The sequence below is a fragment of the Pseudomonas sp. CFBP 13727 genome (genome assembly GCF_014841915.1).
In the GTDB taxonomy this organism is placed as follows: domain Bacteria; phylum Pseudomonadota; class Gammaproteobacteria; order Pseudomonadales; family Pseudomonadaceae; genus Aquipseudomonas; species Aquipseudomonas baltica.
In genome coordinates, this window is the sequence record NZ_JACYUT010000001.1 from 60,067 (window position 1) to 85,206 (window position 25,140).

Sequence of the window (25,140 nt, forward strand, 5' to 3'; positions counted from 1 at the left end):
TGTAAGTATTGCTACCCGGTGTCATGCCGAAGAGGCATGGCCCGTAGCCATCACACGAGCTAAGCTAAAGCAAGTCATCGGTAGGCACAAGGGCAATTTGGTCGATTCTATAGGCCAGGTAAAAAGTATGGATCTGACCAACAGCGCCTTCTTGGGATTGAGCAGGCCGCCGTTCTTCTGGATGCTCCTGAATCAATGCTTTGCCCAACCTGTGTCAGTCATTTTGTGGAGAAGTAGATCCCTGTATAGCTTAAGAGTCGGTACAAGCAGTCAGTGACCTCCAAGAGTTTTCGTCGAGTATCAAGCACGACTTATCCTCTATGGATCAACGAGTAGCGGCTAGGGGAGTGGCCCCATCGGCTCAAGCTCACGTATGAGGTCAATGAGCAGGCGCAGACCAACAGGTATCTGTCTGAAACTTGAGTAGTAAATGTGAAAGCCTGGGTCATAGTGAGTCCAATCCACAAGGACCCGCTGCAGAGATCCTTCCGCAATCTGCCGCTCGACTACCTTCTGCGGGACGTACATCAAGCCTACGCCGCGCATAGCCATCGCCACACCGACGCGACCCTCATCAATAGTGATGGGCCCCGGCACATCTATCTCCATCTGCTGACCGCCTTTCGAGAACTGCCAGTGGTAGATGCGTGCATTGCCCAGGCGCACACGCAGACACCGATGATGGTCCAGGTCGTCCGGATGCATCGGAATTCCGAAACGCTGCAGGTAATCCGGCGCGCCAACGACGGCCCAAGCGACATCGGGAGAGAGTCGCTGGGCGATCATGTCTTCGGGCACCGTCCCGCCGTAACGTATCCCCGCATCATGGCCGTCACCAATGACATCTACCATTCGATTCGTGACGGTGAGGTCAACCTCTATATCCGGATAGCGATCAACGAAGACTGGGAGGACCGGGCCGAGGATGAGTTTCGCGCCGTCGCTCAAGACGTTTAGTCTGATGCGTCCGGCAGGCTCGTCGCGCAGCCGGTTCAGGGCCTCCAGCGCCTGACCGATATCATTTACCGGCGCGCTGATGAGGCCCTGCAGCTCTTCGCCAGCTGCCGTAAGCGTCACGCTTCGTGTTGTGCGGTTAAGCAGTCGAACGCCCAACCGTGTCTCTAGCCCTTTCATGGCATGGCTTAGCGCAGACGCGCTGATCCCCACGTCCAGCCCAGCTTTCCTGAAGCTCTGGTGCCGAGCGATGGCAAGGAAATAAATGATATCTGCCAGGTTCGTGCGGCTCAGCTGCATTGATGACTCCGATGGTAAAGCGTTAAGGTCAGCCGACTTCCGGCAAGTGGTCAATCAGCTTATCGAGCGTAATGGGATAGTCACGGACTCTAATGCCGGTCGCGTTATAGATAGCGTTGGCAATCGCCGCAGCGGCGCCAGAAATACCTAGCTCGCCGACGCCTTTAGCCTTCAACGGCGTGGCATAGGGATCAACCTCATCCAGGAAAATAACCTCCTGATGGGGGATGTCGGCATGTACCGGCACTTCATAGCTGGCCAGATCGTGATTAACAAAAAAACCTAGGCGATGATCCACGACCATTTCCTCCATGAGCGCAGCACCGGCGCCCATGGTCATTCCCCCGATGATCTGACTTCGTGCCGTTTTTGGATTGAGTATCCTGCCCGCTGCGCACACTGCCAGTTGACGACGAATACGGATCTCGCCAGTGGCAGCATTTACTCCAACCTCAACGAAATGGGCGCCAAAAGTTTGCTGAGCGTACTCCTTGGCGAGGTCGCCAAACTCCATGAAGTCTTCGGACACCAGCTCGCCGTTCTTTGTCGCAGTGGTCAATGGCAGACTTATCGACCCTTGACGAACGTGGCCAGCGACAAATTCGGTGAGGGTCGGATCAAGGCCCAGCTTCATCGAAACGGCTTCCCTGAGCTTCACACAAGCAGCGTAGACGCCTGCCGTAGATGAGGCAGCGCCCCATTGACCGCCCGAACCGGATGATTCCGGGAAGTGCGAGTCGCCCAAGTTTACGTTTACCTTGTCCATATCCACGCCCATCATTTCCGCAGCAGTCTGGGCAATAATCGTGTAAGAGCCGGTGCCGATGTCGGTCATGTCAGTTTCGACGGTGACTATGCCTTCGCGGTCAAGCCGGACTCGAGCAGCGGACTTTGTCGTAGGTGCACCTCGGATCGCGGAGGCCATTCCCAAGCCAACCCACCATCCGTCACGGAGTTCTTTGGCCGGATGGGTGTTACGTCGCGCCCAGCCGAAATGATCAGCCCCCTTATTCAGGCACTCTACTAACTGGCGTTGAGAGAACCGGCGATCCGGCTGCTCGGGATCTACTTGGGTGTCGTTGATAACACGAAATCTTACGGGATCCATCCCCAGTTTCTCTGCCATCTCGTCCATGGCAATCTCCAGAGCCATCATGCCCGGCGCTTCACCGGGCGCACGCATGGCGCTCCCTTCAGCAAGGTCGAGTTGGGCAAGATAGAGGCGGGTCATGCGGTTAGCACCCGCATACAATGTTCGGGTCGATGCGGTGGCGGCTTCATTGCGCCCACCTCGCAGATTGCCCGACCAGCTCTCATGACCAACGGCAGTGAGCTTGCCGTCGGAGTTGGCACCGAGCCTGATTCTTTGAATCGTCGCAGGCCTATGGGTCAGGTTGTTGAACATAAGCGGTCGGGGAAGTGCGACCTTCACCGGGCGTCCAGCCTCTTTCGAGGCAAGAGATGCCAATACCGCGTCGCACAAGATAGTGCCTTTGCCGCCAAAGCCGCCGCCGATGTAGGGCGAAATGAGGTGAATGTTCCCTTTGGGAATCCCCAGTGTTTTAGCCAGGTCTCTGACGCCCCAATTCATCTGTTGGATCGACGTCCAAAGCGTCAGTTTGTCACCCTGCCATTGAGCAATGGTAGCGTGAGGTTCCATCATCGCGTGCGCATGATCCGGAGTGGTGTAATGGCCGTCGAGTGTCACTGCGGCCTGCGTAAATGCGCCTTCAAAATCCCCGATCTCAGTGTGTGGGGGAGGGCCAAACGCGCCCGCCGCTGGCGTAGTGGCAGACGCTCGCTGTGCTGAGAGGTCGTAGGCGCCAGTTTCTCTGACGTAGTAGACCCTCAGCAATGCCGAAGCCGCCCTGGCTTGTTCGAACGTCTCTGCCACGACGATTGCTACGGCTTGGTGATAGTGATCGACTTTCGGCCCGGCAAGTGCCCGATCAACGTAAAATTCACCCCTGTCCAATTGACCTGCATTTTCGTGGGTGACGATGGCGATGACACCGCTGGCTTGCCGTGCCTCGCTTGAATCGATAGACGATATCCGACCTTTGCCGATTGCCGAGCCGACAACATAGCCGTAGGCGGGAGGGCTTAGTGCGGCTCGTTGTTCGTAAGCATAGGTGGCTGTGCCGGTCGTCTTCAGTTTGCCCTCAACACGATCCTTTGGCTGACCGATCACCTTCATCTGATCTATCGGGTTTGTGCTCGCGGGCGTATCAAACTTCATTAGGCATACTCCTGGTCAATCGACCGCAGCCGTGCGAGGCCGTTGTGAAGAAGACGAACTGGACAAAGCCAGACCGATCGTCCGTTCCGCCAGTTTGATTTTGAAAGCGTTTTGGGTAGTTGGATTAGCGCCAGCCAGCAAGTGTGTTGCTACGGCTTTAGCGCCGTCAGGCATAAAAGCGTCGGCCGCTTCACTTCGCCAGGGCTTGTATGAGACACCCCCAAGGGCTAGTTGCCCCGTCCCATCGGGCAGCACGATCGCAGCGACTGAAACCAGCGCAAACGCATAAGACGCACGGTCACGAACCTTGTAGTAGATGTGCTCGCCGCCAACAGGCTTGGGCAAGGTCACAGCGGTAATCAGCTCGCCTGGCCCAAGGACGTTTTCGATATGAGGGGTGCTCCCTGGGGCACTGTAGAGGTGGTCGATCTCAATCGTTCTGACGTGACCGTCTGAATTGAGTGTTTCTACCTTGGCGCCCAATGCTCGCATCGCCACCGCCATGTCGCTGGGATGGCTGGCAATGCAGGCATCGCTGACACCTATGACCGCTTGTTGCCGACTGGCACCGCCCATTGCAGAGCAGCCAGTTCCCGGGCGACGCTTGTTGCAGGGCTGATTAGTGTCGTAGAAGTACGCACACCGGGTGCGCTGTAACAGATTGCCTGCCGTCGTGGCTTTGTTGCGCAATTGTCCTGACGCGCCGGCAAGCAGCGCCCTGGAGAGGACGGCATAGTCTCGACGCACCTGTGGCGCAGCCGCCAGATCAGTGTTGCGCACCATGGCGCCAATCCTTAGCCCGCCTTCGTTCGTCGCGGTGATTTTGTCGAGCGCCAATCCGTTTACATCAATCAGATGCTGCGGGGTCTCGATCTCCAGTTTCATCAGATCGAGCAAATTGGTACCACCGGCGATGAATCGGGCTCCCTCGTGGCTTACGCAAGCGTTAACCGCTTGCTGCATAGATGCGGCGCGTTCGTACGTGAAGGACTTCATGCCTCGCCTCCTGCTGATTCCTGGATGGCGTCGACGATGTTGGAGTACGCACCGCAACGGCAGATATTCCCACTCATGCGCTCCCGGATTTCGACGGCGCTGACTTGGCTCTTGGCAATCAGATCACCGCTGACGTGACTGGGTATGCCGGCTTTTATTTCTTCAAGCATCGCGACTGCCGAGCAGATCTGGCCAGGCGTGCAGTACCCGCACTGGTATCCGTCATGCTTGATGAACGCTGCTTGCAGTGGGTGCAGGTTGTCCGGGGTACCGAGGCCTTCAATGGTGGTGATGCTGTCGCCTTCGTGCATGACCGCAAGTGTCAGGCACGCGTTGATTCGTCGACCCTCAACGATCACCGTACAGGCGCCGCACTGGCCGTGGTCACAGCCTTTCTTGCTGCCCGTCAGATGCAGCCTTTCTCGAAGGGCGTCCAGAAGCGTGGTGCGGTTGTCGACATCCAGGGCAACTCGCCGCCCGTTGAGGGTAAACGTCACATGACTGACTGGCGGAGTTTGCGCTGTCGATTTGATATTGGCGGTCGCTTGGGCGTGATCGACCTTTGCCAAAACCGCAGTGACCGCAGTGCCTGCGGTGCCAATGAGCACTTGTCGGCGGGACATCTCTATTCCCGCTCCGGATGCGGTGGGATTTTCGGGGTTCATGAACGTCTCCGATCGCAATGTGTGTGGCATAAGCGGGTATCAGTTACTGATGACTTACCGGCGCACGTCTAATGTGAGGGCAATGACGGCACGCAGTGCCGTATTTTCATGACTAGAGCCTATGGCACTGCGTTCTAGCTGATAACTGCGATTTTAAGGATGAATCCATGAGTAGCTCTCAGTAATGTCCACAAAGGCCCGGAATTGGCGGGTATTAAGGTATCGGGGATTGAATACAGCTGCCGGCCGCGGCTTGACCACTCCTAACGGTTATCTGGTTTAATCAGGGACAATCGTGAGCGATGGCTGAGGCAAGGCTTCGCAGTCCTTCATCAGAGAAGTATAAATGCGAATATCGATCCTCAAGGCCATGTTTTTTTAGTGGTGTTTGGGTGGGATCAGCGGTTGCCGCACTACCTTCTGAGCAAATTGTGCGTATTGCGCAGCTTGTCATCGATCCTTCTCAACTGGCGGCTTGTCAAGTTGCCGTCAAAGAGGAAATGGCCGACTCCGTCCGTCTTGAACTGGGTGTGCTGACTCTCTACTCAGTTGCAGAAAAAGGACACCCGAATAGGCTCCATTTCTTTGCAATCTAATCGGATGGAGCGGCATATCAAAGCCATATTGCTTCACCGCATTTTCAAGAATACGTGAAAACGACTCAGTCGATGATCCTGTCTAAAGAGTTGATCGAGACCTTCCCGGTTTAACTCAGCATTCAGCCGGGTCGATGATAGATCTGTTCGAACTGACGGGTCATTAGGGAGTCGTGCGCAGAGCCAAGTTTTTTCAAATGGGGGAAATGTGATGAAGAGTTTAAGAGTGATGGCGCTTGCAGCAGCGGGTCTTGCGTTTGTCTCAATGAATAGTTTTCAGGTAATGGCGTCTGAGGCTTCGTACGCACATGCCCCGGCCTACTATGTCGGCGAGTTTGAAATTACCAATCCAGAAGGTATGAAGCCTTACAGCGCAGGGGTTGAAGCCACCTTCAAACCCTATGGCGGGCACTTCGTCGTGCGTGGCGGCAAGACTATTTCGCTTGAGGGTGTAGCGCCGAAGCGGCGACGCGTTGTTATCGAATTTGAAAGCATCGAAAAGGCCCAGGCTTGGTACAACTCTGCGGAGTACACCGAACTCAGGAAAATCCGCCAGCGATCAGCTAACACAGATGTTTACTTGATTGAGGGAGTCCCAGCCCAATAACTCACTCCTAACCCAGGCGCCGCGTGAGCAGCCACTCGTGTTCAACGCGGCCGCTGGGGAAGGAAGTAATACTAAAGCCACATGACTGCTTTTGCGTGGCAGACACTGCAGGACTAAATCTGCCGTAGGCTATAAAAAGGCGCCGCTACAACGCTCCGCCTTCCAGTATCATTTTACGGCGGCCCACGTTCGCAAGCCCCGACCAGCTATCTTTACCCATCCCTTTGCATCTGAGGTTTTTGTCGGCTCGTGAACACCTCATGCACTACCGGCACGGCGGTGAACACGTTGGGCCACCCGGCGTAGAAGGCCAACTGAGTCAACATTTCCGAGGCTTGAGCCTGCGTCAGTCCGTTATCCATCGCGCGATTGAGATGAGCGGCCAGCTGAGCGACTTGTCCCGTGGCGATCAGGGCGCTTACGGTGACGAGGCTTCGATCACGTGGGGCCAGGCCTGGGCGCAACCACAAGTCGTGGAACAGAGAAGCGCTGGTGTAATGAACAAGACCCGCAGACACAGGCCCTACATTCTTATCGACATACGCCGTACGAACCTTTTCGGAAGCCTGGTCGATAGCGAGTAGGGGAGGTGAGGCAGGCGGCAATTGATCCGGCGTGATCCCGCGCCGGGTGAATACCTCTTTGGTGACAAGAATCGTAGCGGTTGCGTTGCCCCAACCGGTATAGAACGCCAGGTGGTTGATGACTTCGGAAATCTCCGAAGGCTTGACGCGGTTGTCCAGTGCCAGATTCAGGTGATACGCCAACTCGACCGTTTGCTGCTTGGAAATCAGCACCGCCAGTGTGGTTAGGCTGCGATCGCGGGGCGATAAGCCCGGGCGTTTCCACACCTCACCCAGGAGGGTGATCTCAGTGTTATGAGCCAGCGCGGGAGATACTGCACGCATGTCCTCAAGAGTCGGCACTTCCGGAGAGCGATGTGCGGACATGGGGTCTTTGGTCGAGCACGCGACCAGTAATAGGGTCAGGCAGGCGACGCCTGCTTTTGCCCAGCTCATCGGGAAGCCTCGTACTGCGCTTCGCTGACCAGTTCCATCCACTCGACGTTTTTCCCGTCGACAGCTTCCTGGATGGCCATATGAGTCATCCCTGTAATCGCGGTGGCCCCATGCCAATGTTTGACGCCGGGCGGTGTCCAGATGACGTCGCCTGGTTTGATAACGATCTTCTCTCCGCCTACCTGTTGTACCCAGCCGGTACCCGCCGTGACTATCAAGGTTTGGCCTTTGGGGTGGGTATGCCAGGCTGCTCGTGCTCCGGGCTGGAAAATGACTGCGCCTGCCGAGACAGTCGAGGGTGCGCGTGCCGGAAAGAGAGGGTCGATGCGCGCGTTTCCAACAAAGTTGGCTGGCGCTCCCATCATCGAAGGTTGTTCACCATTTCGGGTGACGGCCATTACCTGATCGTTTGGAATCTCGGCGCTATGGGCAGAGATGGCGGTACACATCACTACGGCCAACGAAGACGTCTTGATAAATCCTCTCATAGACAAGCTCCTGCTAGTGGGCGTTCAAGCGCACAAGCTAGATCAGCATTGCCTTCTGTACTACCACCAAAACCAACATGATCCAGTGAGCCGAGCTCAGCAGTCCGAAAGTTATCCGGGCGGTCGCTCTACCCCGGCTCTCCTAACATTAATGAGTGCTGCTCAGTAGAGCATCCCACTTACGCCCGGTATTCAAGGGCTGACTCAGTGGTTAGTTTTAGCACACTCGAATTTTATACGTATGTCAGCCACCGCAACCGTCGCTGAGGAGGAATCAAATATGAGCACTCGACTACTTCCAGGCATGGCATTGAGCTCGTTGTTTATCTGCAGTGGCCTCAGCACTGACGCCGCAAGCGCGGATGCGGTCAGCACATCGCAGCAAAAGGAGGCACCCATGAGGTGGGATCAGCGCGAGCTTGGCAGTATCGTCAAAGCAGACGATTTACATATCTCGGTATTTCGACAGGACATGGTGAACTATGGTACGCCGACATTTATATGGTGCATTGAGGTGGGAGGTGACCTCTATGTGCGTGCTTACAACGGCGTTCAGTCCCGTTGGTACCAGGCTGCACTTAAACAAAGGGCCGGTAGGATTATCACAGCCGGCAAGACGATCGACGTCAGGTTTGAACCGGTTAGCGGTGACGTCAATGATCCCATCGACGACGCCTACCGAGCCAAGTACAGCACCAGCAGCTATCTGGCTCCTATGATCAGCGAGCGCTCGCGAGCTGCGACTCTTCGAATTTTTCCTGAAGGCAACGCGCGGTGAGAGAAATAGCATTGGCTGAGCCTCGTTCTGGAGAAACGCAAACGGGGCACGAACCGCAGCACGGCATCCGGATTCTGTTGATCCTCAGTGCCTTGTTGGCCTTCGCGTCGATTTCTACCGACCTCTATTTGCCAGCAATGCCAATTATGGCGACCTCTTTAAACACAGACGGCGGCACGATGGCGCTGACCGTGAGCGGCTACCTGGCTGGGTTCAGCGCAGGGCAACTGTTCTGGGGGCCGTTCAGTGACCGCTATGGCCGAAGGCTGCCTGTCGCGCTTGGCTGCTTGCTCTTCATCGCGGGATCCGCCGGCTGTGCGCTGGCCAGTGATGGCACCACCCTGGTCGTCTGGCGTGTGGTGCAAGCATTAGGGGCCTGTGCCAATGTGGTTCTGGCACGGGCCATGGTGCGTGACCTTTATGAAGGCCGGCAAGCCGGCCAGAAAATGTCCACCTTGATGACCATCATGGCGGTCGCACCACTGGCGGGCCCTACGGTTGGCGGGCAGATTTTGCATTCGTTCTCCTGGCAAGCCATCTTCTGGACCCTGGTAGTGCTGGGGGTGGCCACGCTAGCTAGTCTGGTACTTTTACCCGAAACCTTACCAGCCACCCGGCGCAGCCACACTTCGCTACAAACCATCATCCAGCGTTATGGATTGCTGCTGCGCACGCCCAGGTTTCTGGCCTACGTTGCCACTGGCGGGTTTTTCTACGCGGGTACTTTCGCCTACATCGCGGGCTCGCCCTTTGCGTACATCGCTTACCACCATGTTGATCCGCAGTGGTACGGCGTGCTGTTCGGCGCCGGCATCATTGGGCTTATGGTCACCAATCAACTCAATGCTCGATTGCTCAATCGCTATGACGCCGACGCAGTGCTGTTTGTGGGCGGGGTCATCTCGGCCAGTGCCGGAGCCTTGATCGCATTCACCACCTGGGCTGATTGGGGCGGACTGCCGCTGCTCATCTGTGGCTGTTTCGTGTTCGTCACCGCCACAGGCTTTGTTCTCGCCAACGCCATCACGGGAGCATTGAACTGCCTTCCCCAGTTTTCTGGCACTGCATCAGCACTCGCCGGCGCTATGCAGTACGGAGCCGGTATTTTGGGCTCAGCACTGGTGGCGAGGTTTGCCGATGGCACTCCCTGGCCCATGGGCTCGGTCGTGGGCATTTGTGGCTTTGGCTGTCTGCTCGCCGCAGCCTGCGTGCTGTGGGCACGTCCTGTATCTGATCACCTTTAAAGTTGAGGATCTTCGATGAGTTTTTCATTTGAAAACCAAGTTGCACTGGTCACAGGTGCAGCCTCTGGAATTGGTTGGGCAACTGCCAACGCGTTCGCTCAGCTATGTGACAGGGCAATCCATTTCTGTGGACGGCGGTTTCATCATGCGTTGACCTCCGAGCTTCGCCACGCCCGCTTGTAGCCAGTCAATGCCACGAGTGCCAACGCTCACCACAATATCAAGGAAATGATCTATGCCAGAAATGAAGCTGTCCAGGACACCCCGTGCGCTGCTTATCGCACTGGGCGTAATTACCTTGCTACCAGGGTTGTTCATGCTCATCGCTGGAATCTATCTGATTACCTTGGGGGGCTCCTGGTACTTTGCGGTGGCAGGCTTGGGCATGACCGCATCCGGGGGACTTCTTTTACGTGGGCGTCTGTCAGGATCGTTGCTTTATCTTGCCCTGTTCATTGCGTCTATAGCGTGGTCGGTATGGGACGTGGGTTTCGCATTTTGGCCTTTGTTTTCAAGGTTGATGGCGCTGGCTGCCTTGGCTTTCCTGATACTGCTAGGCACCCCAAAGCTACTTTCTGGCGGCACGCCTTTGGTGGCCAGGCTTTCATACGCTGGCGCGTTTGTTGTTGCTGCCGCGCTCGCGGGAACATTCTATGCAGCACTGCAGCCGCAGCCTATTCAGACTGCTGACGCTGCGCCGAGTCCAGTCCCCGGTAAAGCGGTTGGCACAGTCGAACCTGCCGCCGACTGGCGGCACTTTGGGCGTACACCTTCCGGCACCCGGCACGCTGTTTTGGATACGCTCAACCCGCTGAACGTAGCTGACCTCAAGGTTGCCTGGACATACCGAACGGGCGAGATCCCTAAGGGGGTTAAAGAAGCCCATGTCGTGACACCACTGCACGTCAACGGCATGCTTTACGGCTGCACTCAGTCCAGCCAATTATTTGCCCTAGACGATGAGACGGGGAAGGAGATCTGGCGCCATGACCCCAAGGTTGAGGCCAACAACGTGTACCCACGCTGTCGTGGCGTGGGTTATTCCGAGGACACCGCTGATGTAGCAACGACGGACACCCAAGTACCTGTGCCGGCTTGCGCGCGTCGGATCATAGCTACAACGGTGGATGCCCGCTTGATCGCGGTGGACGCTCAGACGGGTGAGACCTGTAAAGGTTTTGGTGACAATGGCAGCGTCAGCTTGCGGATTGGCATGGGGAGCCCGGACAAGGAACTCTATTTTCCGACTGCAGCACCCACCGTTGTCCGAGACTTGGTCGTGGTCGGTGGGCTTGTGTGGGACAACCAGAAAACGGGGGAGCCGTCCGGTGTCGTGCGTGCCTTCGATGTTCGTTCCGGTGCGTTGGTCTGGGCATGGGACTTGGGTAACCCCGCAATTACCCGCAAGCCTCCAGAGGGGCAGAGCTATACGCCAGGTACACCGAACGTGTGGTCGATACCGGCTTTTGACGATGAGTTGGGGTTGATCTATCTGCCAACGGGGAATGCGACGCCTGATTTCTGGGGCGGCCATAGATCTCCCGCTGATGACCAGTATTCGTCGTCCATCGTCGCACTTGACATCGCTACAGGCCGTGAGCGCTGGCACTTTCAGACCGTGCATCACGATCTATGGGACTATGACGTGCCCTCCCAGCCAGCCCTTTATGATGTTCCGGACGGCCACGGAGCTATGGTGCCGGCGTTGATCCAGACGACCAAGCGCGGGCAGATCTTCATGCTTGACCGGCGAACCGGTAATCCGATCGCCAACGTTGAAGAGCGGCCTGTGCCTCAGGGAGCTGTTGCGGATGATCGCAGTTCACCGACCCAGCCTTATTCAGTAGGCATGCCCACAATCGGCACTGAACCGCTTAGCGAAAAGCGTATGTGGGGCCTCACACCGATAGACCAACTCATCTGCCGAATCGAGTTTCGCAAAGCACGCTATGAGGGCGAATTCACGCCGCCCAGTGAGCGCCTGACGATTCAATACCCGAGCTGGCTGGGTGGTATGAATTGGGGTTCGGTTTCAATCGCTGAGAACCTCGGCTATCTGATTGTGAATGACACCCGGGTTGCCATCTGGAATCGCATGATCCCCCGCAAAGCCTACGACGAAGCAAGCGTAAAAAATGGTGGCCACGAGGGTAACGCTCCGCAGGCAGGCACGCCCTGGGGTATCGAGATGGGGCGTTTCCTGTCGCCCTTGGGTATTCCTTGCCAGGAGCCACCCTATGGGACAATCAGCGCTATCGATTTGGCAACGCGCAAAGTCGCTTGGTCAACGCCGCTAGGAACAACTGAAGACACTGGTCCTCTGGGGATCGCCACACACTTGCCCATGCCTATCGGCATGCCCACACGTGGAGGGCCGATAACAACCTCTACAGGTCTGGTGTTCATTGCAGCGTCGCAAGACTTTTATATCCGCGCGTTTGACGTGCGCACCGGCAAGGAGTTGTGGAAAGGGCGCCTGCCTGTTGGCGCGGAAGCAACGCCGATGACTTACATCTCTCCGAAAAGCGGCAGGCAATTTGTGGTTATCAGCGCGGGCGGAAACTCCGCCACGACTTCAAAGGGGGATTACGTGGTGGCCTACGCACTACCTCGATGATGCGCGAACCCTGCGCTACATGAACTGAGTGAGCCACACGCTCAATTGGCAGCGCAGGCAAATACTTAGTCGTTTAACTCTTGTAGCGGAGCGCATTGACTATCAGTGCAAAGGCTGGCAGTGACTGCCTGCGGCTCGGATAATATAGGTGATATCCAGGAAAAGTTGGCGACCAGTCTTCAAGAACACGGATCAACCGACCATCCTCGACATATGCCTGGACAAGATCCTCCGGTGCATATGCCAACCCGTATCCTTGCAGAGCGGCGGCCATTATTTGGGGTGAATTGCTAAAGATCATCTGGCCAGACACCTGAACCTGTAGCGCCTTGCCGGCCTTGGAAAACTCCCAGGCATACAAACCACCATGAGTGGGCAAACGCAGGTTCGCGCAGTTATGAGTTGTCAGGTCTTGGGGAATCTGTGGTTTCGCACGATGAGCAAAGTAACTCGGCGCCCCCACCACAGCCATTCGAAAGTCAGGGGAAATCCTGACTGCGATCATGTCCTTTGCCACTTGATCGCCTATACGCACTCCGGCGTCGAAGCGTTCAGCGACGATATCGATTAACCGGTAGCCGATGTTGATCTCTAGAGTCAGATCGGGATATTCCGGCAGCAACCTAGAGAGTTTCGGCCAGAGAATGGTAGATGCCGCATGGTCGGGCGAGGTGATCCGGATAGTTCCGGCCGGTTTGTCACGCAGCTCTCCTAACGCGGCAATTTCGGCTTCTATCCCCTCGTAGTAGGGCACAAGGCTCACAAGCAATCGCTCGCCGGCTTCGGTCGGCGACGCGCCGCGTGTGGTTCGAGCCAGCAAGCGAATACCAAGACGTTCCTCAAGACTGCGAATGCTATGGCTAATAGCAGATTGGGACACGCCCAAATGGGCCGCAGCCTTGGTGAAACTGCGCTCGCGCGCAACGGTGATGAACACCGCAAGGCTGTTGAAATCGTTCTGTGGCATTATGAATTAACCTCATACCGGTTATCGCAGTATGCCACTTCTTTAATGGGGGAGATGTTTATAAAGTCGCTGCATCCCCAATAACCAAACAATTTGTGGGTTGATTTCCAACACCCACAAAAGGAGATGGATGATGCATAAGCGCAAAATCGGCAGCAACGGCCTCGAAGTGTCAGCCATTGGCCTGGGCTGCATGGGCCTGACATTCGGCTATGGCACCGCCACTGACAAAGCGGACGCAATCAAACTCATCCGGGCGGCCTTTGAGCGTGGCGTCACCCACTTCGATTCGGCAGAAGCTTATGGGCAAGTCAACGAAGAAATGGTTGGCGAAGCCGTTCAACCATTTCGCGAGCAGATCGTCATTGCGACAAAATTCGGTTTTAAGGGCGGCACTCCCGCCGCAGGGCTGGACAGTCGACCTGAGCGCATCCGCCAAGTGGCGGAAGAATCACTCAAGCGCTTGAAGACCGACTGCATTGACCTGTTTTACCAACATCGCGTCGATCCAAACGTGCCTATGGAAGATGTTGCCGGGGCCGTGCGCGACCTCATCACCGAAGGCAAGGTCAAGTACTTTGGCATGTGTGAAGCCGGCGTAGATGCTATCCGTCGCGCCCATGCGGTGCAGCCGCTGTCGGCACTTCAAAGTGAGTATTCAATGTTCACCCGTGAGCCTGAACAGGTAATTATGCCAACCCTCGAAGCGCTCGGGATTGGCTTCATTCCCTTCAGTCCATTGGGCAAAGGTTTTTTGACCGGGAAAATTAATGCCGGCACGACCTTCTCCAACGGCGATGTCCGGAACAATCTGCCTCGTTTTGCTGACGGTGCCCGCGAGGCCAACCACCATCTCGTCACCCTGATCGGTGAAATCGCCCACCGCAAGCAAGCCACCCCCGCCCAGATTGCGCTGGCTTGGCTGCTGGCACAAAAGCCGTGGATTGCGCCTATACCAGGTACTACCAAGCTGCATCGCCTTGAAGAGAACGTAGGCGGAGCAACCGTGGAGTTGACCGTAGAAGACCTTCGCGAACTTGGTGAGGTTCTGGCCGAGGTGCCTGTACAAGGTGAGCGTTATACCGCGCAAATGATGAAAACCATCAACCGTTAATCGTTCTTCAGCGCCTGACGGTGTTTCTTCGGGGCACCGTCACACCCTCGTTTCCCAGTTATCTGGACGGTGCCAAAAGAAAGGCCCCTCATCGCCCTTGGCTTGCGCGATGCTCGCTAGATCTCGGTGCCGGTTACCACGCCCAGGACTGCGTGTTTATTCATGGCGAGAACTAATACCCGACTGAAACGAACTACGAGTGGGCGGAAACCGTTCAGGATTTCTCTCGCGTGGAGGATTTGTCTACCATTTTCAAAGGCAAGCTGATGCTGGCGGTAGAAAACACCCCAAGGGCTGGCGAAATCACCCATTGCGCGCAGGATTTAGCGTTGAAGCTCAAGAGGTAAACGGGCAGGGGGCCTTTCTGTCGTCAAACTTCCTAGTAATGACGCTGGCGGCCCGGAACGTCCAATGGATTTCAGATCGACTATTCAAAAGCTAGGTGCACGCTAGCGACCCTTGGGGGGGCGCCTCATTGATCCATCACTGCGGCCGACGTAGAGGAGGGTGCCAGGCCATAGGCTCAGATAGCACGGTAGGAGGCGAACCAGTCGCTTCGGTTCCCATGCTTTGACAATCTACTCTGTACACCTCAGTAAGTCTGAAACCAGTGGAATTTGGATATGTCTTGGCAAATACCGATATCTGGCCAAACACTGTCGTTAGACCCGACATCCTGCGAGACGAAGCTGTTGGGAATAAGACCTGCGCGCTTTGCCGATTCTTTTCGATGAGGCTGCCGTAACCATAAGCATCGACGCCGCGCATCAAATCCGATGGTGTTTAGAGCTCAGACCTGGATCATCGCCAGAGAGAGTCTGTCGGATGATCGGACGCCATAGCGGATCAAGAGGCTTGGCTGCAAAATTCCCCCGAGTCTTTTTGGAATACCGACTACAGCCCGGTGTCGTGACCCAGGCAATGGGCGGTCTCATGATGAACTCTATAAAAGCTCATGCGTCGGCGCTGCCCCAATCAGCCAAGGCTATCCTTCGGATTGACCAACTCCAGTGCATCATCGACTCTATGATCGGGCAAAGCATCTTGTGGTGACGATCTTGGAATCCAGTCTGCTGGGTTAGCCAAGTAACCAAGTCATGGCTGCCAGGTCAGCCGGGGCAGTGCAGAGGGCCTAAAAACGTCATGGGGGATTCATCGTGGAGACTCATGACGAGTGGGCGCTGAACGGTAAGCCAGTTCCTCATAGAAAGCCTACACTTATGCTATTTAACATAATATACATTATGCGTAATACGGTATCTTGCAATCCCCACAGCAGGGTTGGCTCTGCAAGCCAGGGATCGGCCTTTGCCATGAACCTGCCATTCGTGCGGTCCAGCTACGTCCATCCCTTGGCTTGCGGAAACTACGCTCACTAGACGCTGTTGGGCTGAACCCTCCTGGTTGCCTGAAGGCTTTTCACCTGTGCAAGCGTTCTATGCCCACATTCACAATACGTAGCTGCAGATCAATCCATGCCTTGCGTGGTAATCAACAAGCTTGGCATGCGCGATCTGGGATCATCGCTTGTCCGCCAGGACATGCAGTCCTCCATACTACGTACCGTCTGTTCAGCTTGGTCCAGCGATGGCCGCCAGGCTACAGGATGCGTTATCAGACACCTGAACCGGATGAGCCAAAGCCATGCGCAATCGCTCACAACACGAGCCCTATGCGTTGATCAGCCAGCTGCACGAACGCTGTGGAGTGTTCGTTCCATACGACGCAAACAACCCTTGACCAACCGTGCTGGTCAGGCCAGGGGAAATTTGACGCCGAGATACTGGGCGGTTTTCTGATTCTGCCGCTTGGATGGCTAACCGCCTGAATGCTAGCGGCTTGGCGTGGATCAGCCAGTCGGCGTCAGCGACATCAATAGAGTGGAAAGCACCCTATCATGATGCTAAAATCGGGTAAAACACGCTAACTCTACTAAATAGTCATTTAGTAGAGTTATGCTGTTAGGCTGAGTTTGCGCTGTGGCCTCTTGGATGTACTCCTACCCCCAAAATTGCAGGTGCGACATGGGGTGCTAGACTCACCCCGAGTCAGTTGTATGGATATCTGCTCAGCCGATTTTCTGGGCATGTCAGTGGTGCGTTGTTGATAATGTTCTCTCCAGTGCAAATGGCTCATACCTTTTTTGAAGAGAGGAATGACTCATGAAAGCGATCTGTACCGCTGCACTCACTGCATTATTGCTGGGCTGCGCCACTAGCGGAGGCAACCCGGCAATGGACGCGCACTCGCTGGCGCCCCCTGGTGCCGCAAAACTCAGCGGTAACGACATTGCCAGCCAATTCGTAGGACGCTCACATCAAAGTGTAACGTCAAATGGTCAATCTTTTTCCGAGATTCTCACAGCCGATGGAGCAGCCAAAATCAATATGACTGGAATGCCTGAAGCTAAAGGGAGTTGGAAGATCACGGGCGATGTGATTTGCGTGACCTATTCGGCGTATGGCGAAGAATGCAACATTGTCAAAGCCGATGAACGATGGTTTTGGTTCGTCGACAGTGTCAAAGGGACAACGAATAATCGTTTTGCTCGCTGATAATGCCGAGAACTAGCTACCTGTGTGAAAAATGGCCAGGCGCCAATGCGCGCTTACGTTATCCATCCTGCCCGGTGAATCATTCACCGGGCATCCACCCTCCTACACGCTCAGCTTCCGACTGAACTTGGTCTCCATCACGATGTGCGAAGCCGTGTGCGCCACGCCCTTGATCATGTTGATCCGGGTCAGCTCGGCGTTGAGTTCGCCCAGTGTCCCGGTGGCCAGGTGAATGATGAAGTCGGACTCCCCGGACACCGCGTACACAGCCTGCACTGCCTCGATCTTGCGCAAGGTGGTCATGACGTCGGTGTAGCTCTTGTTGGTGCAGGAGGTCATGGTGAAGCAGTTGATGGTGGGCTGTATCCGGTCGTGGTCGATGCGCACGCTGTAGCCGGTGATGACGCCGGCTTTCTCCAGCCGCTGGATACGCTCCTGCACCGAGGAGCGCGACACACCGAGTTTGCGCGCCAGTGAAGCGGTCGGCTCGCGGGCGTTGGCTTGCAGCAACGCCAGCAGTTGCCGGTCGTTCTCGGTGAGATTGAACAATGTGCCGGGTGGGTGTGCGTCCATGCCGTGTCGACCTTGCCTGTAAAAGAGTTAGCGCGGCCCTGCGCCGGCGTTTCGTTCCTGGAACTTGTCCATGATCTTCAACCCGGTATACACCAATTGCGCCGCCGGGGGGCCGAATGGGCCCCCGTTCCACTGCAGCCCGTAGCGGTCGAACAAGCGGTAGCGGTCCGATTCGCCGCAGATGGCCTCGGCAATCACTCTCCCCCCGGCCGGCGCGGTGTTCATGCCGTGCCCGCCGAACGATGCGCAGGACCACAGTCCGGGGCCCAAGGGGCCGATGTGGGGCATTTTGTGCCTCGCGTAGCCCATCAGTCCAGACCAGGCCTTGTCGATTTTCAGGCCTTGCAGCTGTGGGTAGACATCGAGGATATCGGCGCTGAGCAGTTGCGCCAGACGCTGCTCGTCTTGCAGGTTGTGGGTGGTGATGTGGCCGCCCCACAGCAGCCGATCGCCATCCACGATACGGTAGTAATCCGAGGCTCGCCGAGAATCGCCGACGGCTTCAGTGGTACGCACTGCCTGCTGCAGGCGTGCGCCCAGCGGTTCGGTGAGCACTACGTAGGTGGCGATGGGCAGGAAGGCACGGTGCAACTTGCCGAATTCCGGGCCGCCGTAGCCGCCGCAGCAGTACACCACATCGACGCAATCGACGCTGCCGTGGGCCGTTGACACTTGGGAGCGCCCGGCTCGGCTGTCGACCTGGAGCATGGCGCACTGCTCATGGATCACCCCACCTTTTTGCTCGATCAGGTCGGCCAGGCCCAGGCAATAGTTCAGTGGGTGGAAATGGAAACCGTGGGTGTCGCGCAGCCCTTGGTGGTAGCGATCGGTATCGAGCAGGGTGCGCAGGGTGTCGCGGTTGAGGTAATCCAGGGTGAAGCCGAAATCTCGCTCCATGCGCTCGCTGAATCGCTGGAGGCTGTCCGCGTTGTCGAAGCGGCTGACGCTCAGCTTGCCCCGGCTGGGTGCACAACCCGGCAGTGAATGCCGCTCAATGGTCTCGCGCACGCTGTCCACGCCTTCCAGGGACAGCTTGAACAGGTCGGCAGCCGTATCCTTGCCGCAGCGCTGCTCGATGGCCGAGAGACCTTCGGACCAGCCTTGCAAGACGAACCCGCCGTTGCGCCCGGAAGCGCCCCAGGCCACCCTCGCCGCCTCCAGCACCACCACGGACTTGCCGCGCGACACCAACTCCCAGGCGGTGCTCAGCCCTGCCAGGCCGCCGCCGACGATGCACACATCGACGCAGACCTTGCCGGCGAGCGGCGGCCGCACGGGTGCCTCGCGCATGGTCGCGGTGTAATAGTTGTCGATATAGCTGAACATGAGGTCCGTCATCCTTCATCGGGCGGGTGCGTGCCGTGTGCTCCCGGCACACGGCACGCTGGCAGGTCACTGCACCTTGGTGAGGTCGGCGCCGTACCATTTTTCGGAAAGTCGCTTGAGGGTGCCGTCGGCTTTCATCTCATCGACGATCTTGGTCAGCGCACCGTTGAAGGCGTCGTCGCCCTTGTCGACGGCGATGGCCAGGGGTTCGTAATAGGCCGGCTTGCCCTCGACCTGGACGATCGGGTAGCCATTCTTGATGGCGGCACTGATGGTCGGCAGTGCGGACAAGGTAGCGTTGAGGCGCACCCCGTTGCCCATGCGCAGGTCGTCCAGCGGGCCCATGCTGTCGCCGTAGGTTTTTACCTCGCCAGGCTCGACGTCGTAGGTGAAGGACGGCACGTCGGCCGCATCGATGGTCAGCCGGCGGTTGATGTAGTCCTCGGACGTGGTGCCGGCCTCGACGCCGATGATCTTGCCGTTGAGGTCGGCGGTCTTGGTGCCGGCGGCGGCCTTGTGCACGGCGAACACGTACGGGGTGTAGTAGTAGACCGCAGGGAAGTCGAGCACCCTGCCCCGCTCACGGGTCGGGGTCATCGACCCTACCGAAATGTCCCAGCGGTTCGACCAGCGCCCGGCGGTGATGATGCCGTACTCGGGCGTGACGAACGCCACCTTGCTGCCCAGGCGCTTGCCGATCTCGGTGGCCACGTCGATGTCGAAGCCCTGCAGGGCATTGTCCGGCCCCAGGAACGATTGCGGTGGCCAGTTGGCCGCCGTGGCCACTTTCATGACCTTGGTCGAGTTGATGCGGTCCAGGGTGGTGCCTGCCCAGGCAACCCCGGCTCCGGCCGTGAAGACGCCGGCCAGTGCGGCGGCGGTGAACAAGCGGGTCAGCGACGTCATGGTGAACCTCCAGAGAGCAGCGGTACGCGGTTATCGTTCTTGTGGCGTGTGCAGCATGGGTGAATCCGTGACCGGTTCCGGCGCGCAGCTCGCGCGCTCAGTGGCTGAGAATCTGCGAAAGGAACTCGCGCGCACGTTCGTGTCTTGGGTTATCGAAGAAATCCTGCGGTTTGGCCTCTTCGATGATGCACCCCTGGTCCATGAAGATGATCCGGTCGGCCACGCGGCGGGCGAAGCCCATTTCATGAGTCACGCAGAGCATGGTGATGCCGTCCTCGGCCAGCTCGCCCATTACGTCGAGCACCTCCTTGACCATCTCGGGGTCGAGCGCCGAGGTGGGTTCGTCGAAGAGCATGATGCGCGGGCGCATGCACAGCGCCCGGGCAATGGCCACGCGCTGTTGCTGGCCACCGGACAACTGGCCCGGGTATTTGTCGGCCTGGTTGCCGATGCGCACGCGTTCCAGGTATTCATGGGCCAGGGCACGGGCGTCGGCATCGCTCAGCCGGCTGACCAGCCGCGGTCCCAGCATCAGGTTGTCGAGCACGGTCAGGTGCGGAAACAGGTTGAATTGCTGAAAGACCATGCCGACCTGGCGGCGTATGCCGGCCACGCAGGCGGCACTGCGGGTGAGCGGGGTGTCGCCGATGATCACCTCGCCCTGCTGAAAGTCTTCCAGCAGGTTCAGGCAGCGGATCAGCGTCGACTTGCCCGAGCCCGAGGGCCCGCAGATGACCACGATCTCGCCGCTGGCAATATGCAGGTCGATATCCTTGAGCACGTGGAACTCGCCATACCATTTGTTCAGCTTGCGCACGCGAACACCGGCCTGCTGGGGAAGATCGTGGGCAACGTTCGATCGATTCATCTCAAGCTCCTGGACGGCTCAGCGGTGGGCACGGTTGAAGTGTTTTTCCAGGCGGGCCTGGACCGTTTCCAGAACGATCGACAGCAACCAGTACAGCACCGCGGCGGTGATCAGCATCTCCAGATGGCGAAACTCCGCGCGGCCCTGGGTGCGTGCCAGAAACATCAACTCCCAGACGCCGATCACCGACACCAGCGAGCTGTCCTTGAGCATGGAGATGAACTGGTTGCCGGTGGGCGGGATGATCAGGCGCATGGACTGCGGCAGAATCACCCGCAACATGGTTTGCAGTGGCGACAGGCCAATGGCCCGCGACGCTTCCCATTGCCCACGCGGAATGCTGCTGATGCCGGCGCGGAAGATTTCGGTCATGTACGCGCCGTAGCACAGCGACAGCGCCAGGATGCCGGCCGGCACGGCACCGACCACATAGCCCAGTTGCGGGATGCCCAGATAGATAAGGTAGATCTGGATCAGCAGCGGCACGCCACGGAAGAACGAGGTGTAGAAGCTGGCGATCGCGATGGCGAAACCGTTGGACGACAGGCGCGCGGTGGCGCCCAGCAAGGCGAGTACGAACGCGATGGCAATGGAGATGGCCGAAACGTACACCGTCGTGAACACCCCTTGGGTGATCATGAAACCGACTTTGGTGGCGATGAACGCGTAGGAAAGGTCGAAGGTGTCGAAGAACAGCAGGAACATCAGCAACAGTTCGCACCACACCGTGATGATCTGCGCCCGCAAGGGGAACCGCCCCAACACGAACAGGTTCAGCACCAGCGTCAGGGTGAAGGTGACAGCCACGGCCACGTCACGGGCCAGCGGTGCGTGCAGGTCCAGCAGGATCGGCGCCATCAGACGGCCGAGGCCGCTCTCGCCGAGGCCGGCGAACAGCGTGACGGCGAAGGTGACGGCAGCCACGGTACCCATGAACGTCAGGTTGTCGGTGGCGCGGGGCTTGACGATGTGGTCCTTGAACATGGCATGGACACCTTTGTTGTTGTGTTTTCATTATGGGCGCGCAAAACGCTGGCGAGCACCCTGCGCTTTGCATTGATTCGATGGTGGATCCGGCAGATTTGGCGGGCAGGCCCTGACAAACGCAGTAAAGCGCGAACGATTCGCCGCTCCGGTGGCATTTTCCACGTCACTGGTACGGCCTGGCTAGGCGCGGTCTGGGCCAACCCCATCGAGGATGAGGCTGCGATAGTGGCCGGGGCTTGCGCCGGTCCACTTGCGAAACGCTTTGTAGAAGGAACTGGCGTCGGCGAAGCCCAGGCGCTCGGCGATGTCTTCGAAGGTCGCTTGCGGCTCGGCCAGCCAGAGCACTGCGCGTTCCCGGCGCACGCTGTCCTTGAGCGCCTGGTAGCCAGCGCCCTCCTCGGCCAGGCGCCGACGCAGCGTGGCCACCGAAGCACCGCACTGGCTGGCCATGGTCTCGATGGCGGGAAACTCTGCGGCCGGCAGATTGCGCAGCCTCTGGCGTATGCGCCAGCCGAGGCTGTCCGGATCGCGGTAGCGCACCAGGATGTTGGCCGGGGCACGGGCAAGAAAACGCCTCAACTCGGTCGCACTGCGCCGCACGGGAATGTCCAGGTGCTCGGCGGCGAAGATGAGCCGGGTGCGGGGTCGTTCGAAGCGCAGGTTGGGCGAGAACATCACCTGATAATCGCCTACGTAGCGAGGCGCCGGCCCGCGCAGTTCCATGGCCAGAATCGGAATGCGCCGTCCCGCCAGCCAGCAGGCGATGCCATGCACGATCATCCAATAGGTGAAGCAGGAAAACGCCCGTTTGGGTTCAGCGCTGTGCTCGTGGATGACGATCTCGGCCAGCGACTGCTGGGTCGCCAGACGCCCGTCGTAGGCGGCCAGCATCAGTGCGAGGAACTCCAGGGCGCGCTGCAGCGCGGCGCCTACCGTGGGCTGATGCATGCAGGCTCGGCACAGAAACGCGAAGCTGCCGCGCCGCAAGGGCCGCGCGTCCATGCCGAAGAATTCGTCGTCGAGCGCCCTGGCCAGTTGTCGCCAGAGCCGAGCGTAGCTGTGCACCGGGATCCGAGCCTGGTCATTGCCCAGCAGCATGGGGTCGATACCCGCCGACTGCAGCAACGGCTGCAGGGGCAGATGACAGTCACGCACGGCTTCACGCACCAGGTGAATCGAGATCGTATCGCGCAGCGATGGAGCGTCGAGCGGGTTTCGGGTCAGGTTCACTCATCCTCGCTAACCGCTTCTGGGCGAAACGGACCGAACGGCCTGTAGGGCACTCATTGCCCTACCCTTGCGGCCGTCAGTTCTAATCCATCCGTTGGCGCCGAGCAAGCATCCTGACCAAAGACCTGCCTAGTAGACGCATTCGACGGCAATGGCCGTTGCTTCACCGCCGCCAATACAGATCGCGGCGATGCCGCGCCGCAGTTTGCGCTGGCGCAGTGCTGCCAGCAGCGTGACGACGATACGGGCACCCGATGCACCGATGGGGTGACCGAGTGCGCAGGCGCCGCCATTGACGTTGACTTTGTGCGCCGGCAATTCCAGCGCTTGCATGGCGGCCAGGGTGACCACGGCGAAGGCCTCGTTGATCTCGAACAGGTCGACCTCGTCCAACGCCCACCCGGTGCTGTCCACCAGCTTGCGGATGGCGCCGATGGGCGCGACCGGAAACAGGTGCGGGGCGTCGGCGAAGGCCGCGTGCCCGTGGATGATCGCCAGCGGTTCGAGGCCACGTGCCTGCGCCTGGCTGCGACGCATCAGCACCAGCGCGGCGGCGCCATCGGAAATGGAGCTGGAATTGGCCGCCGTTACCGTGCCACCCTCGCGAAACGCAGGCCTGAGCGAGGCGATCTTCTCCGGATTGGCCTTGGGCGGTTGCTCGTCGTCGCTGATCAGCAGCGGCTGTTTGTTGCGCATCACTTGCACCGGCACGATCTGCGAAGCGAAGCTGCCATCGGCGATGGCCTGGCGCGCGCGGGTCAGCGAAGCCAGGGCGAATTCATCCTGTACCTGACGACTGAAACCGTGGGCCTGGGCGCAGTCTTCGGCGAAGGTGCCCATCAGTCGTCCGGGTTCGTAGGCGTCTTCCAGGCCATCGAGGAACATGTGGTCGAGTACCCGGCCATGCCCCATGCGATAGCCGTCGCGCGCGCGGTCCAGCAGATACGGCGCGTTGGACATGCTTTCCATGCCACCGGCCACGACCACGCGGGCACTGCCCGCCAACAATGCGTCATGCCCCATGATCATGGCCTGCATGCCCGACCCGCACATCTTGTTCAAGGTGGTGCAGGTGGTAGCGTGGGACAGCCCGGCACCGAGTGCCGCCTGCCGCGCCGGTGCCTGGCCGAGCCCGGCCGGCAGCACGCAGCCGAACAGCACCTGGTCGACGGCACTGGCATCGACACCGGCACGCTCGACGGCGGCGGCGATGGCGGCGGCGCCCAATTGCGGTGCGGTCAGGCTGCGCAAATCGCCCTGGAACCCGCCCATGGGCGTGCGTACGGCACTGACGATAACGATCGGATCTTCATGCATGGGTGTTCTCCCTCGATCTGCCCTGCCCCGGCTCACTTGGCCGCCATGCGCAGCGCGCCGTCGAGACGGATCACCTCGCCGTTGAGCATGCTGTTTTCTATGATGTGGCACACCAGTGCCGCGTATTCGTCCGGCTTGCCCAGGCGCGGCGGAAACGGCACGTCGGCGCTCAGCGCGGCGCGTACGTCGTCGCTCATGCCGGCCATCATCGGCGTCTCGAAAATGCCTGGCGCGATGGTCATCACGCGAATGCCATAGCGGGCCAGCTCGCGCGCCGCCGGCAAGGTCATGCTCGCCACCGCGCCCTTGGAAGCGGCATAGGCTGCCTGGCCGACCTGCCCATCGAAGGCAGCCACCGAGGCGGTGTTGATGATCACCCCGCGTTCGCCCTCGGCGTTTGCAGTGCTCTTGGCAATGGCCTCGGCGGCCAGGCGCAGCAGGTTGAAGGTACCGATCAGGTTGATGTTGATGATGCGGCTGAAGCTCTCCAGCGAATGGGCGCCCTGCTTGCCGAGGATCTTCTCGCCGGCGACCACGCCGGCGCAATTGACCAGGCCGTGCAGTTCGCCAAAGCTGTGCAGGGCCATGTCCACGGCCGCCTGGGCGGCGTCGGCCTGGGTGATGTCGGCTACCGCGAACGCTGCCTCCAGTTCGCTCGCCTGGGCCTGCAGTGCCTCGGCGTTGAGGTCGACCAGCAGCAAACGGGCGCCAGCCCGGGCAAGCATCCGCGCGGTGGCGGCGCCCAGGCCGGAGGCGGCGCCGCTGACCATGAATACCTTGTCTTGAATGTGCAT

Annotated in this window: 21 protein-coding genes and 1 pseudogene; 7 read left to right on the top strand and 15 right to left on the bottom strand. The window is 58.6% G+C overall.

The window, feature by feature from the left end; translation table 11 throughout:
- Positions 1-339: 339 nt before the first annotated feature.
- The 4 genes from IFT76_RS00270 to paoA are packed head-to-tail and all read right to left on the bottom strand — an operon-like array spanning position 340 to position 5,154.
- Positions 340-1,254 carry a LysR family transcriptional regulator gene (locus tag IFT76_RS00270; RefSeq protein WP_192057067.1) on the bottom strand — a complete coding sequence of 305 codons (915 nt, stop codon included), beginning with the start codon at positions 1,252-1,254 and terminating at the stop codon, positions 340-342.
- 28 nt (positions 1,255-1,282) lie between these two features.
- Positions 1,283-3,493, bottom strand: a complete 2,211-nt coding sequence (gene paoC, locus IFT76_RS00275) for an aldehyde oxidoreductase molybdenum-binding subunit PaoC (RefSeq protein ID WP_192057068.1) — start codon at positions 3,491-3,493, stop codon at positions 1,283-1,285.
- A 15-nt stretch (positions 3,494-3,508) separates the two neighbouring features.
- Positions 3,509-4,489 carry an FAD binding domain-containing protein gene (locus IFT76_RS00280; protein ID WP_192057069.1) on the bottom strand — a complete coding sequence of 327 codons (981 nt, stop codon included), beginning with the start codon at positions 4,487-4,489 and terminating at the stop codon, positions 3,509-3,511.
- On the bottom strand, positions 4,486-5,154 hold the full coding sequence (gene paoA, locus IFT76_RS00285) for an aldehyde dehydrogenase iron-sulfur subunit PaoA (RefSeq protein ID WP_185793322.1): 669 nt from the start codon (positions 5,152-5,154) through the stop codon (positions 4,486-4,488). The genes IFT76_RS00280 and paoA overlap by 4 nt, the downstream gene beginning before the upstream one ends.
- An 807-nt stretch (positions 5,155-5,961) precedes the next feature.
- Here paoA and IFT76_RS00290 point away from each other — a divergent pair.
- Positions 5,962-6,357, top strand: a complete 396-nt coding sequence (locus IFT76_RS00290) for a DUF1330 domain-containing protein (RefSeq protein ID WP_192057070.1) — start codon at positions 5,962-5,964, stop codon at positions 6,355-6,357.
- Positions 6,358-6,569: 212 nt separating this feature from the next.
- On the opposite strand, the gene IFT76_RS00295 is transcribed toward IFT76_RS00290, so the two are convergent.
- Positions 6,570-7,376 (bottom strand): carboxymuconolactone decarboxylase family protein, encoded by an 807-nt coding sequence (locus IFT76_RS00295; RefSeq protein ID WP_192057071.1) that lies wholly within the window; start codon positions 7,374-7,376, stop codon positions 6,570-6,572.
- The gene (locus IFT76_RS00300) at positions 7,373-7,825 is read right to left on the bottom strand and encodes a (R)-mandelonitrile lyase (RefSeq protein WP_446730938.1); all 453 of its coding nucleotides are present in this window, start codon (positions 7,823-7,825) and stop codon (positions 7,373-7,375) included. The genes IFT76_RS00295 and IFT76_RS00300 overlap by 4 nt, the downstream gene beginning before the upstream one ends.
- A gap of 319 nt (positions 7,826-8,144) precedes the next feature.
- Between IFT76_RS00300 and IFT76_RS00305 the strand changes: the two genes are divergently transcribed.
- The 4 genes and pseudogenes from IFT76_RS00305 (at position 8,145) to IFT76_RS00315 (ending at position 12,503) form a co-directional block, all read left to right on the top strand.
- On the top strand, positions 8,145-8,642 hold the full coding sequence (locus IFT76_RS00305; RefSeq protein WP_244647848.1) for a DUF2255 family protein: 498 nt from the start codon (positions 8,145-8,147) through the stop codon (positions 8,640-8,642).
- Positions 8,643-8,653: 11 nt separating this feature from the next.
- Entirely contained in the window at positions 8,654-9,886 is a 1,233-nt protein-coding gene (locus IFT76_RS00310; RefSeq protein WP_197976824.1) for a multidrug effflux MFS transporter, read from the top strand.
- A gap of 15 nt (positions 9,887-9,901) precedes the next feature.
- Positions 9,902-9,985: pseudogene (locus IFT76_RS20715) on the top strand (oxidoreductase); the annotation flags it as partial.
- A 136-nt stretch (positions 9,986-10,121) separates the two neighbouring features.
- Positions 10,122-12,503, top strand: coding sequence for a membrane-bound PQQ-dependent dehydrogenase, glucose/quinate/shikimate family (locus tag IFT76_RS00315; protein WP_192057073.1), 2,382 nt, complete (start codon positions 10,122-10,124; stop codon positions 12,501-12,503).
- Positions 12,504-12,576: 73 nt separating this feature from the next.
- Here IFT76_RS00315 and IFT76_RS00320 read toward each other — a convergent pair whose 3' ends face one another.
- Positions 12,577-13,470 (bottom strand): LysR family transcriptional regulator, encoded by an 894-nt coding sequence (locus IFT76_RS00320; protein WP_192057074.1) that lies wholly within the window; start codon positions 13,468-13,470, stop codon positions 12,577-12,579.
- A gap of 133 nt (positions 13,471-13,603) precedes the next feature.
- Between IFT76_RS00320 and IFT76_RS00325 the strand changes: the two genes are divergently transcribed.
- Together IFT76_RS00325 and IFT76_RS00330 are read left to right on the top strand one after the other, a co-directional pair.
- Positions 13,604-14,584, top strand: coding sequence for an aldo/keto reductase (locus IFT76_RS00325; RefSeq protein ID WP_192057075.1), 981 nt, complete (start codon positions 13,604-13,606; stop codon positions 14,582-14,584).
- Between the two features lie 2,162 nt (positions 14,585-16,746).
- Positions 16,747-17,139, top strand: a complete 393-nt coding sequence (locus IFT76_RS00330; protein ID WP_192056002.1) for a hypothetical protein — start codon at positions 16,747-16,749, stop codon at positions 17,137-17,139.
- A 102-nt stretch (positions 17,140-17,241) separates the two neighbouring features.
- Here the strand turns inward: IFT76_RS00330 and IFT76_RS00335 are convergent, their stop codons facing one another.
- The 8 genes from IFT76_RS00335 to IFT76_RS00370 form a co-directional block, all read right to left on the bottom strand.
- Positions 17,242-17,712 carry an Lrp/AsnC family transcriptional regulator gene (locus IFT76_RS00335; protein WP_122478066.1) on the bottom strand — a complete coding sequence of 157 codons (471 nt, stop codon included), beginning with the start codon at positions 17,710-17,712 and terminating at the stop codon, positions 17,242-17,244.
- 27 nt (positions 17,713-17,739) lie between these two features.
- The gene (locus IFT76_RS00340) at positions 17,740-19,038 is read right to left on the bottom strand and encodes an NAD(P)/FAD-dependent oxidoreductase (RefSeq protein WP_192057076.1); all 1,299 of its coding nucleotides are present in this window, start codon (positions 19,036-19,038) and stop codon (positions 17,740-17,742) included.
- Between the two features lie 66 nt (positions 19,039-19,104).
- Complete coding sequence (locus IFT76_RS00345) at positions 19,105-19,944, bottom strand: transporter substrate-binding domain-containing protein (RefSeq protein ID WP_122797613.1); 840 nt, start codon at positions 19,942-19,944, stop codon at positions 19,105-19,107.
- Between the two features lie 97 nt (positions 19,945-20,041).
- Entirely contained in the window at positions 20,042-20,812 is a 771-nt protein-coding gene (locus tag IFT76_RS00350; protein WP_192057077.1) for an amino acid ABC transporter ATP-binding protein, read from the bottom strand.
- Between the two features lie 18 nt (positions 20,813-20,830).
- Positions 20,831-21,796 (bottom strand): amino acid ABC transporter permease, encoded by a 966-nt coding sequence (locus IFT76_RS00355; protein WP_122478073.1) that lies wholly within the window; start codon positions 21,794-21,796, stop codon positions 20,831-20,833.
- A 183-nt stretch (positions 21,797-21,979) separates the two neighbouring features.
- Entirely contained in the window at positions 21,980-23,029 is a 1,050-nt protein-coding gene (locus IFT76_RS00360) for an AraC family transcriptional regulator (RefSeq protein ID WP_342365556.1), read from the bottom strand.
- 129 nt (positions 23,030-23,158) lie between these two features.
- Positions 23,159-24,346: an acetyl-CoA C-acyltransferase gene (locus IFT76_RS00365; RefSeq protein ID WP_192057078.1), complete on the bottom strand. Its 1,188-nt coding sequence runs from the start codon at positions 24,344-24,346 to the stop codon at positions 23,159-23,161.
- A gap of 32 nt (positions 24,347-24,378) precedes the next feature.
- A complete protein-coding gene (locus tag IFT76_RS00370; RefSeq protein WP_122478076.1) occupies positions 24,379-25,140 on the bottom strand; it encodes an SDR family NAD(P)-dependent oxidoreductase in 762 nt (253 codons plus the stop codon).

What these genes read in the sequence shown, in the direction of transcription:
- IFT76_RS00270 (WP_192057067.1), bottom strand. Translation starts at nt 1,254, where the DNA reads ATGCAGCTGAGCCGCACGAACCTGGCAGATATCATTTATTTCCTTGCC.
- paoC (WP_192057068.1), bottom strand. Translation starts at nt 3,493, where the DNA reads ATGAAGTTTGATACGCCCGCGAGCACAAACCCGATAGATCAGATGAAG.
- IFT76_RS00280 (WP_192057069.1), bottom strand. Translation starts at nt 4,489, where the DNA reads ATGAAGTCCTTCACGTACGAACGCGCCGCATCTATGCAGCAAGCGGTT.
- paoA (WP_185793322.1), bottom strand. Translation starts at nt 5,154, where the DNA reads ATGAACCCCGAAAATCCCACCGCATCCGGAGCGGGAATAGAGATGTCC.
- IFT76_RS00290 (WP_192057070.1), top strand. Translation starts at nt 5,962, where the DNA reads ATGAAGAGTTTAAGAGTGATGGCGCTTGCAGCAGCGGGTCTTGCGTTT.
- IFT76_RS00295 (WP_192057071.1), bottom strand. Translation starts at nt 7,376, where the DNA reads ATGAGCTGGGCAAAAGCAGGCGTCGCCTGCCTGACCCTATTACTGGTC.
- IFT76_RS00300 (WP_446730938.1), bottom strand. Translation starts at nt 7,825, where the DNA reads ATGTGTACCGCCATCTCTGCCCATAGCGCCGAGATTCCAAACGATCAG.
- IFT76_RS00305 (WP_244647848.1), top strand. Translation starts at nt 8,145, where the DNA reads ATGAGCACTCGACTACTTCCAGGCATGGCATTGAGCTCGTTGTTTATC.
- IFT76_RS00315 (WP_192057073.1), top strand. Translation starts at nt 10,122, where the DNA reads ATGCCAGAAATGAAGCTGTCCAGGACACCCCGTGCGCTGCTTATCGCA.
- IFT76_RS00320 (WP_192057074.1), bottom strand. Translation starts at nt 13,470, where the DNA reads ATGCCACAGAACGATTTCAACAGCCTTGCGGTGTTCATCACCGTTGCG.
- IFT76_RS00325 (WP_192057075.1), top strand. Translation starts at nt 13,604, where the DNA reads ATGCATAAGCGCAAAATCGGCAGCAACGGCCTCGAAGTGTCAGCCATT.
- IFT76_RS00330 (WP_192056002.1), top strand. Translation starts at nt 16,747, where the DNA reads ATGAAAGCGATCTGTACCGCTGCACTCACTGCATTATTGCTGGGCTGC.
- IFT76_RS00335 (WP_122478066.1), bottom strand. Translation starts at nt 17,712, where the DNA reads ATGGACGCACACCCACCCGGCACATTGTTCAATCTCACCGAGAACGAC.
- IFT76_RS00340 (WP_192057076.1), bottom strand. Translation starts at nt 19,038, where the DNA reads ATGTTCAGCTATATCGACAACTATTACACCGCGACCATGCGCGAGGCA.
- IFT76_RS00345 (WP_122797613.1), bottom strand. Translation starts at nt 19,944, where the DNA reads ATGACGTCGCTGACCCGCTTGTTCACCGCCGCCGCACTGGCCGGCGTC.
- IFT76_RS00350 (WP_192057077.1), bottom strand. Translation starts at nt 20,812, where the DNA reads ATGAATCGATCGAACGTTGCCCACGATCTTCCCCAGCAGGCCGGTGTT.
- IFT76_RS00355 (WP_122478073.1), bottom strand. Translation starts at nt 21,796, where the DNA reads ATGTTCAAGGACCACATCGTCAAGCCCCGCGCCACCGACAACCTGACG.
- IFT76_RS00365 (WP_192057078.1), bottom strand. Translation starts at nt 24,346, where the DNA reads ATGCATGAAGATCCGATCGTTATCGTCAGTGCCGTACGCACGCCCATG.
- IFT76_RS00370 (WP_122478076.1), bottom strand. Translation starts at nt 25,140, where the DNA reads ATGCACATTCAAGACAAGGTATTCATGGTCAGCGGCGCCGCCTCCGGC.